1 rRNA gene (only partly in view) is annotated in these 1850 nt (G+C 57.4%); it reads left to right on the top strand.

The window, feature by feature from the left end:
* Nucleotides 1–148: 148 nt before the first annotated feature.
* Nucleotides 149–1850 (top strand): 23S ribosomal RNA (locus ACIA8N_RS36465) (it continues 1488 nt past the right edge of the window).

Here is a 1850-nt window from a genome sequence, read left to right as displayed (position 1 = left end):
CGCTTGGCACGTTGTTGGGTGTCTGAGGGTACGGCCGTAAGGTTTGTATCTTCGCGATGCCGGCCCCAGTGAACTCATCTGCTTGTCGGGTGGGGTGATGGGTGGCTGGTCGTTGCTTGAGAACTACACAGTGGACGCGAGCATCTGTGGCCAAGTTTTTAAGGGCGCACGGTGGATGCCTTGGCACCAGGAACCGATGAAGGACGTGGGAGGCCACGATAGTCCCCGGGGAGCCGTCAACCAGGCTTTGATCCGGGGGTTTCCGAATGGGGAAACCCGGCAGTCGTCATGGGCTGTCACCCATGCCTGAACACATAGGGCATGTGGAGGGAACGAGGGGAAGTGAAACATCTCAGTACCCTCAGGAAGAGAAAACAACCGTGATTCCGGGAGTAGTGGCGAGCGAAACCGGATGAGGCCAAACCGTATGCGTGTGATACCCGGCAGGGGTTGCGCATGCGGGGTTGTGGGATCTCTCTTTCACAGTCTGCCGGCTGTGAGACGAGTCAGAAACCGTTGATGTAGGCGAAGGACATGCGAAAGGTCCGGCGTAGAGGGTAAGACCCCCGTAGCTGAAACATTAACGGCTCGTTTGAGAGACACCCAAGTAGCACGGGGCCCGAGAAATCCCGTGTGAATCTGGCGGGACCACCCGCTAAGCCTAAATATTCCCTGGTGACCGATAGCGGATAGTACCGTGAGGGAATGGTGAAAAGTACCGCGGGAGCGGAGTGAAATAGTACCTGAAACCGTGTGCCTACAAGCCGTGGGAGCGTCGCTCATTGAGTTTACTCAGTGGGTCGTGACTGCGTGCCTTTTGAAGAATGAGCCTGCGAGTTTGCGGTGCGTTGCGAGGTTAACCCGTGTGGGGAAGCCGTAGCGAAAGCGAGTCCGAATAGGGCGATTCAGTAGCGCGCTCAAGACCCGAAGCGGAGTGATCTAGCCATGGGCAGGTTGAAGCGGAGGTAAGACTTCGTGGAGGACCGAACCCACCAGGGTTGAAAACCTGGGGGATGACCTGTGGTTAGGGGTGAAAGGCCAATCAAACTCCGTGATAGCTGGTTCTCCCCGAAATGCATTTAGGTGCAGCGTCGTGTGTTTCTTGCCGGAGGTAGAGCACTGGATAGGCGATGGGCCCTACCGGGTTACTGACCTTAGCCAAACTCCGAATGCCGGTAAGTGAGAGCACGGCAGTGAGACTGTGGGGGATAAGCTCCATGGTCGAGAGGGAAACAGCCCAGAGCATCGACTAAGGCCCCTAAGCGTACGCTAAGTGGGAAAGGATGTGGAGTCGCAGAGACAACCAGGAGGTTGGCTTAGAAGCAGCCACCCTTGAAAGAGTGCGTAATAGCTCACTGGTCAAGTGATTCCGCGCCGACAATGTAGCGGGGCTCAAGCGTACCGCCGAAGTCGTGTCATTGCAGCAATAGGGCCAACGCCCGCTGTGATGGGTAGGGGAGCGTCGTGTGCCGGGTGAAGCAGCCGCGGAAGCGAGTTGTGGACGGTTCACGAGTGAGAATGCAGGCATGAGTAGCGATACACACGTGAGAAACGTGTGCGCCGATTGACTAAGGGTTCCTGGGTCAAGCTGATCTGCCCAGGGTAAGTCGGGACCTAAGGCGAGGCCGACAGGCGTAGTCGATGGACAACCGGTTGATATTCCGGTACCCGCTTTGAAACGCCCAATATCGAATCAGGCGATGCTAAGTCCGTGAAGCCGTTCCGGACCCTTCGGGGAAAGGAAAGTGGTGGAGCCGACGAACCAGACTTGTAGTAGGTAAGCGATGGGGTGACGCAGGAAGGTAGTCCAGCCCGGGCGGTGGTAGTCCCGGGGTAAGGGTGTAGGCCGT

Origin of the sequence: Streptomyces sp. NPDC051822 (genome assembly GCF_044452745.1) — a bacterium.
Classification (GTDB): Bacteria; Actinomycetota; Actinomycetes; order Streptomycetales; family Streptomycetaceae; genus Streptomyces.
Note: the sequence above shows the minus strand (reverse complement) of the source record. Positions and strands in the feature narration are given on the sequence as shown.